General features: G+C 39.5%; 6 protein-coding genes, 1 tRNA gene and 1 rRNA gene. 7 read left to right on the top strand and 1 reads right to left on the bottom strand.

Going from position 1 to position 6,563, the window contains the following annotated elements:
- The 6 genes from BUA56_RS21985 to BUA56_RS22010 form a co-directional block, all read left to right on the top strand.
- Nucleotides 1–100 (top strand): 23S ribosomal RNA (locus tag BUA56_RS21985); the annotation flags it as partial.
- A 184-nt stretch (nucleotides 101–284) separates the two neighbouring features.
- Nucleotides 285–355 (top strand) — tRNA-Trp (locus BUA56_RS21990).
- A gap of 165 nt (nucleotides 356–520) precedes the next feature.
- Nucleotides 521–1,519, top strand: coding sequence for a helix-turn-helix transcriptional regulator (locus tag BUA56_RS21995; RefSeq protein ID WP_072854895.1), 999 nt, complete (start codon nucleotides 521–523; stop codon nucleotides 1,517–1,519).
- A 415-nt stretch (nucleotides 1,520–1,934) separates the two neighbouring features.
- Nucleotides 1,935–2,198: a CD3324 family protein gene (locus tag BUA56_RS22000; protein ID WP_072854896.1), complete on the top strand. Its 264-nt coding sequence runs from the start codon at nucleotides 1,935–1,937 to the stop codon at nucleotides 2,196–2,198.
- Nucleotides 2,199–2,547: 349 nt separating this feature from the next.
- Nucleotides 2,548–3,168 carry a conjugal transfer protein gene (locus BUA56_RS22005; protein WP_479724311.1) on the top strand — a complete coding sequence of 207 codons (621 nt, stop codon included), beginning with the start codon at nucleotides 2,548–2,550 and terminating at the stop codon, nucleotides 3,166–3,168.
- Between the two features lie 13 nt (nucleotides 3,169–3,181).
- The gene (locus tag BUA56_RS22010) at nucleotides 3,182–3,802 is read left to right on the top strand and encodes a CatB-related O-acetyltransferase (protein ID WP_072854898.1); all 621 of its coding nucleotides are present in this window, start codon (nucleotides 3,182–3,184) and stop codon (nucleotides 3,800–3,802) included.
- 920 nt (nucleotides 3,803–4,722) lie between these two features.
- Here BUA56_RS22010 and BUA56_RS22020 read toward each other — a convergent pair.
- Nucleotides 4,723–5,052 (bottom strand): hypothetical protein, encoded by a 330-nt coding sequence (locus BUA56_RS22020; protein ID WP_072854900.1) that lies wholly within the window; start codon nucleotides 5,050–5,052, stop codon nucleotides 4,723–4,725.
- A gap of 292 nt (nucleotides 5,053–5,344) precedes the next feature.
- Here BUA56_RS22020 and BUA56_RS22025 point away from each other — a divergent pair, with 292 nt between their 5' ends.
- Nucleotides 5,345–6,061 carry a DUF554 domain-containing protein gene (locus BUA56_RS22025; protein WP_072854901.1) on the top strand — a complete coding sequence of 239 codons (717 nt, stop codon included), beginning with the start codon at nucleotides 5,345–5,347 and terminating at the stop codon, nucleotides 6,059–6,061.
- Nucleotides 6,062–6,563: the final 502 nt, after the last annotated feature.

Genomic DNA, 6,563 nt, shown 5'->3' on the forward strand with positions numbered 1-6,563 from the left:
GAAGTAAGACCCCTTGAAGACGACGAGGTAGATAGGGCAGAGGTGGAAGTGCAGCAATGCATGGAGCTGACTGTTACTAATCGGTCGAGGGCTTGACCTGAACACTTAGGGAAGCCGAAGGCAGTGAGGCGAGACGCAAGTCGAGCCGAAACTGGTAAAAGGCAAATCTAAGTACAACGGAAAAGTGTTGCAAAGTGGAAAAAGAAGATGTAAAATCGTATATGTAGTTTTGAGAGTACATAACAAGAGAAAGTGGCTAGGGATGGCCACTTAAAGTTGTATAAAGGGGATTAGTTCAATGGTAGAGCACCGGTCTCCAAAACCGTCGATGGGGGTTCGAATCCCTCATCCCCTGGAGAGAAGAAGTTCTGCAGATGTAATGTCTGCAGGGCTTTTTTGTATTATATGAGTTAAAGACGGCAAAGGGTAAAATCTCCTAATTACAAAACGCAAGTAAAATCAAGCAGAAACATTTCCAATTCTTTATAATAGTTGCAGGACGGTTGAAAGAGGTGATTTAATGTACGAATGGCAGAAACAAATTCAAGTAATTGTGGATGAAATAGATGAGTGTATGAAAGGTCATAGCGATGAGGCTTTAACTCTGCGCTTTTTAGCTCGGAAGCTGGGTTACTCTGAATATCATACAACAAGAAAGTTCAAAGAGATCTCGGGGATGCAGTTTAGAGAGTATTTACGTCAGAGAAAGTTGGCCTTTGCATTAAAGGAGGTTCGTGATAGCGATAAGAGCCTTCTGGATATTGCCTTTGATTATGGTTTTTCATCCCATGAAGCCTTTACCAGATCTTTCAAAGGAACTTATGGTGTTACGCCCAGTGAGTATCGGAGGAATCCTAAGCCTGTCGTTCTCCGTACAAAAATAAGTCCATTTGACCGTTACTTTTTTGGATTAGGAGAAATCGGTATGATAAAAACAACAGAAGGTGTAAAGGCATATTTTGTTACGATACCAGCACACAAATTTTTGTACATCAAAAACTATGAGAGCAACGGATACTGGGATTTTTGGCAAAAGCAAAGTCTTATTGAGGGACAAGACTATGAAACAATCTGCGGATTACTTGATAGTATTAAAGGAAAATTGGACGACGGCGGGGGGAGCGAAGCCAACTGTGGAAGCGGTCAGATTATGGCTTATATGAATGACCCCAAGGGCAGGCTGTGTGATTGGGGGATACCGCGCTCAGAGTGCTGGGGGGTACGGCTCCCACTAGACTATAGAGGGGAAGTCCCGCCTCAAATGTCTATGGACGACATTCCGGAAAATGAATATATTGTTTTTGAACATGGACCATTTGATTACGAACAAGAAAACTGCAGCGTTGAGGAAAAGATTGAGGAAGCAATGGCAGCTTTTGATTATACCGGGGCTGGTTACTGCCTGGATACTTCTCCCGGAAGAATCATGTATTTTTATTACAATCCAGAACAGTATTTTAAGTATATCAGGCCAGTAAAAAAACTAGATAAAGTCTATAACACGTCCAGCGAAAAATAAAATATGGTTGTACGGTGTAAGAGACCATAAATGGGCTTGTTGGGAAGAATTCCCAACCCTCCGATTTTCCTCTCACTACCTGCAACACCGAGCAGAGCAATTTTGCCGAAGTTTTGAGAGAAATTTTTAAAAATATTTTTTGACTTCTTAATATGAGAAAATTTAAAAATGCTAAAGAGGGAGTTAAAAATCATGATTGATATAGGTTTAAGAATATGTTAGACTGTATTCATCTTAATTTAATGTTTCAGACGTAGGGAAAGAAGTGATTTGTATGTGTATCAACACGAAAAAGAGAAACAAAGGTTTTCTCCATGCAAAGCCAGTAGATTGCGACGGTTGCATGGAGTAAAATAGTCGCAAAATAAAATGCTGGCTTTGTAACTTGACTATCGTAATCAAGGAGGAAGCCCGTATGAAATATAAAAATGCAAAAATCATTCTTCCGGACGCATTGGTAAAAGAGCTACAAAGATATGTTCAAGGCGAATATATTTATGTTCCTATCGAACAGAAACAGCAGAAGCGTTGGGGGGAAGTTTCCGGTTATCGGAAAAACTTAGAGCAGCGTAATCAGCAGATAAAACAAGAATATCAAAGCGGTATTTCTATGAATTGCCTTGCTGAAAAATATTGCTTATCTTTCTACGCTGTTCGGAAAATCATATATCAAAAGTAACCGTAAGGGGCTGCCAAGTGCAGTCTCTTATTTTATTACATAGGAAACTTCATTCCCTATGTAATAAAAAACCTCCGGGGGATCACACTGCGGCGGAAAGGAAGATACTGCCTGCGACAGCCCGCTGCAGGCGGAGATTGCGCTTTTGCGCAATCTTTCTTATACCAATCATTTCGGTATCATACAGTGTATAGAATGTCTATCAGAAAGACTGTAAAATAAAGATGAAACATACAAAGATTTTATGAAAGGCGGCACTACTATGTGTACTAGATTCGTTTATCGTGGGAGTAATATGATAACAGGCTTTAATTTTGACATTGACCTTTCTGTATGGACGCATAAAGTAATGAACGAAAAAGAGTGTTTCTATATCGGGATTTTGCGTCCAGACGGAGCCTATCATTCTTATCATGGAGTAAATCAAAACGGAAATGTAGGAACGTTGTTATATGTGCATGGCAATTCTGCCGGAGCGTATCAAGACGGCGATGACTGTATGACGATTGCTGATTTGACAGAGCAATTTATCAAGGCGCAGGTTTCCTTTGATGAGGTTCTTCAAATTGTTAAGTCAAAGAAAATTGTTTATGCACCAGACTCTACCATGCAGGCAATGTTGTCTGATTTTCATGGGCGTACATTGGTAATTGAACCGGGAATTGGTTATCGGGAAGAACAAAGTAAGCATTCTCTGATAACAAATTACTCATTGATAAAGCCGGAAAGCACGAAAGATTTTATTGTACCGGATGATAATAGGTATGAGTTGGCTTTGCAGTTTTTAGATAGCTATAAAAATGATTTTTCAATTTATGACGCATTTACATTGCTTAACACTGTCCGGCAAGAGGGCGCGTGGGCGACCAGAGTTTCATTTGTCTACTCTGCAAATGAACGAACCGTGTATTATACAGAAAATAACCATTTTGAACATATCAACAAATTTATTTTTCCGTTTGACGAATAAGAAGGGAGCAGATATGCCACAGAAAATTTATCCCCGTTCACAGGACAAAGAAACTGTCTATTTAAAAAGTGTCATCAGTAATCCCAATATTATAATTGGTGATTACACAATATATAACGATTTTGTCAAAGAGCCAAAGGATTTTGAGAAGAACAATGTTTTGTATCACTACCAAATCAATCAGGATAAACTGATAATAGGTAAATTTTGTTCGATTGCCTGCGGAGTAAAATTTATATTCAACAGTGCAAATCACAGTTTATCTTCGCTTTCTGCCTATCCATTCCCTATATTTTTTGAAGAATGGAATTTAGATGTAAAGGATATTACACAAGCGTGGGATAACAAAGGAGATATTGTTATCGGAAATGATGTTTGGATTGGTTATGAAGCAGTCATTTTAGCAGGCGTTACAATTGGAGATGGTGCTATTATCGGAGCGCGAGCAGTTGTCACGAAAGATGTCCCGCCTTATACAATCGTAGGCGGTGTACCTGCAAAACCTATACGAACAAGATTTAATCAAGAAACGGTTGATACATTGCTTAAAATAAAATGGTGGGATTGGTCTAAAGAAAGAATATTCCGAAATATCGCTGCTATTCAATCCGGCAATCTTAAACAATTAGACTAAATCTGCCTTTATGCTAAGCAAAATAGTCCATACTTATCTGGGAGACAAAGGGATTTTTGTCATAAAAGTTTGTATTTTAAAACGGGATATTCCGACTATATAAATGAACTATCAAATCATATATTGCACTTAAATTACTCATATTGCCAAACGTCTATGCTGTTTTGCGGCTGCATACGTGTTTATTGTAAGTACGCCTGGCGGCGCACGTTTCTAACGGGTTGGAGTCCTGAATCCGACACAAATTCTTAGCGATAGAGAAAAGAAACGACGACAGATGGTATTTACTATATTGCTGCCCCGATTAGTTATAGGCGGTAATAACGAGGTAAACACCAACTGACGGTTGACTTCTACACAGTGGGAGAGATCTTTGGTCATACGCTACAGACGCTATTTTGGCGTAGGGTTAAAACAGAAGAAAGAAGTCCTTGACGCATACCACAGCAGTAGGAAAAACAGATCCGTCAAAAGCATAGAAAGTATAGCCGGAGGGAGCAATAGGTTCCATATCTTACCATTGAAAATCGAACACTAGTTCCTATATAATGATGGCAAAGGAGTGGTATCATGAAGGCAGGAGATATCTGTTACTTTATAGAAAACGGTCACAGAATTAAACAGGCCATTATTACAGGGATACAAGGAGATTTGGTGACTTTAAGATACGATTGTTATAAAGGGATCAGGCTGCGGCAAAGCCGACTGTACAAAACTGAGCAGGAGGCACTTGAAAGCGTGATTCCTGCCGCACCAAAACGTCAGGCAAATCCATATCTGTATTTGCACTGAAATCTTTAGTGTTCTGACAGGAATTTGATTGCACTGGGCATTTGTCAAGCGTCCACAGTACACGGACTATTAACTGGACTATAATACACCCCCGTAATTAGCGGGGGTGCAAACATTACAAGGAATGATTATTTAACGAGATACCTTTTTTCGATTTTCTGGTATTGCCAGGCTATCCAGGCTATGCCAGCGGTACAGGACAAAACAAAGAAGATGACAGAAGCAACAGGATACCAGAATACAAGTAATCCTGTGATAAAACACGGAATAGAGCATATGCACCACAGGCGGCTGATTTCCCGGTTGTAAGCTGACAGGTCCTTTACATCTGAGGCTAATACAGGTATAGTGGTCCAAAGTCGCATAGGCTTTTTCATTTTTCGTACATAGATTCCGACTCCCAGCAATAAAAAAGCTCCGCCCCACATGATTAGCAAATAAAAAATATGATCCTTCATAAGCCCACCTCCTTATGCAAAGGGTATAATGCTAATTAATATTTATTCATCTTATCTTTAGTTTAATACGAATAGTCTGCAAAGTCAAATCCAAATCATGTATCATAACATATCCTTCTTTTTATACATCAGCGACATAAAATCCTACAAAAAGATACATAGATAAGTGCGTAAATCACGCTGAAAAATGGCTTTATGATTTTTCGGAAAATAGTATTGCAGGGGATAGTGCAAGATGATAAGATGATTCTTGAGGCAAATGTAGGCAAAGGAAAAAGAAGGCGGTTGGGTATTGGGAACATTAATTAATGTAGCAGCAGTTTTGTTAGGCGGAGGAATTGGAACTTTTATTAAAGGAAACATTCCCCGAAGATTGGAAGAGATCTTAATGCAGTCCATGGGGCTCTGCGTGATTTTCATAGGGATAAGCGGTGCACTTACCGGCATGTTGAAACCCGCTGGGAATGGGTTAGAGTCCCAGGGGACAATTCTGTTGATCGCGTCTTTGGTACTCGGCTCTTTGTTGGGAGAAGCGTGTAATATTGAATACCATGTGGAGCAGCTGGGAGAACGCCTGAAGAAGCTTGTCAACGCACAGGAAGATACAGGGTTTGTTGCCGGCTTTATGAGTAATACGCTGGTGATCTGTATTGGGGCTATGGCGGTGGTGGGAGCACTGCAGGATGGATTTTCCGGAGACTACTCTATGCTTGCAGCAAAAGCAATTTTAGATGGAGTCATCACTATGATATTTGCGGCATCCTTTGGGATAGGGCCGCTATTTTCCGCGCTCCCTCTGGGCATTTATCAAGGAGGAATAACCTTGTTGGCTCATTTTATAGCACCCTATCTAACGGATCGGACGATTTTAGAACTTTCTTATATAGGTTCTGTGCTGATCTGTGGTGTGGGAATTAACCTGCTTTTCGGCAACAAGGTCAGGGTGGGAAATATGCTTCCTGCGCTGCTAATTCCAATCCTATATGAATTGATACTTATGTTTTTGTAAATGTGAATTTTCTATAAGGCGGACAGAGCTTCCTGTACGCAGATTGAGCGACTCATAAAAGGCCGAAATTGAAATTGAGAAGGAAACAGAAGAATGTAAATATAGAAAGTAAAAAAATGTTAAAATTTGGGTTGACAGATTGGATTATAGTATGGTATTCTAATATAGCTGTCGACAAGACAGGAAATAGAGAGAAAAAAGTTGTTGACAAGGCGTACTGCTTATGATATTATATAAAAGTTGCTGTGAGTCACACGGAGATAACTGATAAAAAGAAATAAAAAAAGTTATTGACAGACACAACAGCCTGTGGTAATATTTAAGAGTTGCTGCTGAGATAAGAAATCAGCCGACAACAAAAAGCACTTTGATAACTAAACAGTGAAACACATTAACCTGAAAATTCTAAAAAAGTAACATTTTTGGGATGAGTAAAAATCCTTAAAAACAGTAAAAGGGATAAATTAGCCAAAGTTAATTTTGAACTTGGACAACTCTTGAA

Source organism: Lactonifactor longoviformis DSM 17459 (assembly GCF_900129135.1).
GTDB lineage: Bacteria > Bacillota > Clostridia > Lachnospirales > Lachnospiraceae > Lactonifactor > Lactonifactor longoviformis.

Excerpts from the sequence above, each read along its gene's own strand:
- BUA56_RS21995 (WP_072854895.1), top strand. The coding sequence starts at position 521 with ATGTACGAATGGCAGAAACAAATTCAAGTAATTGTGGATGAAATAGAT.
- BUA56_RS22000 (WP_072854896.1), top strand. The coding sequence starts at position 1,935 with ATGAAATATAAAAATGCAAAAATCATTCTTCCGGACGCATTGGTAAAA.
- BUA56_RS22005 (WP_479724311.1), top strand. The coding sequence starts at position 2,548 with ATGAACGAAAAAGAGTGTTTCTATATCGGGATTTTGCGTCCAGACGGA.
- BUA56_RS22010 (WP_072854898.1), top strand. The coding sequence starts at position 3,182 with ATGCCACAGAAAATTTATCCCCGTTCACAGGACAAAGAAACTGTCTAT.
- BUA56_RS22020 (WP_072854900.1), bottom strand. The coding sequence starts at position 5,052 with ATGAAGGATCATATTTTTTATTTGCTAATCATGTGGGGCGGAGCTTTT.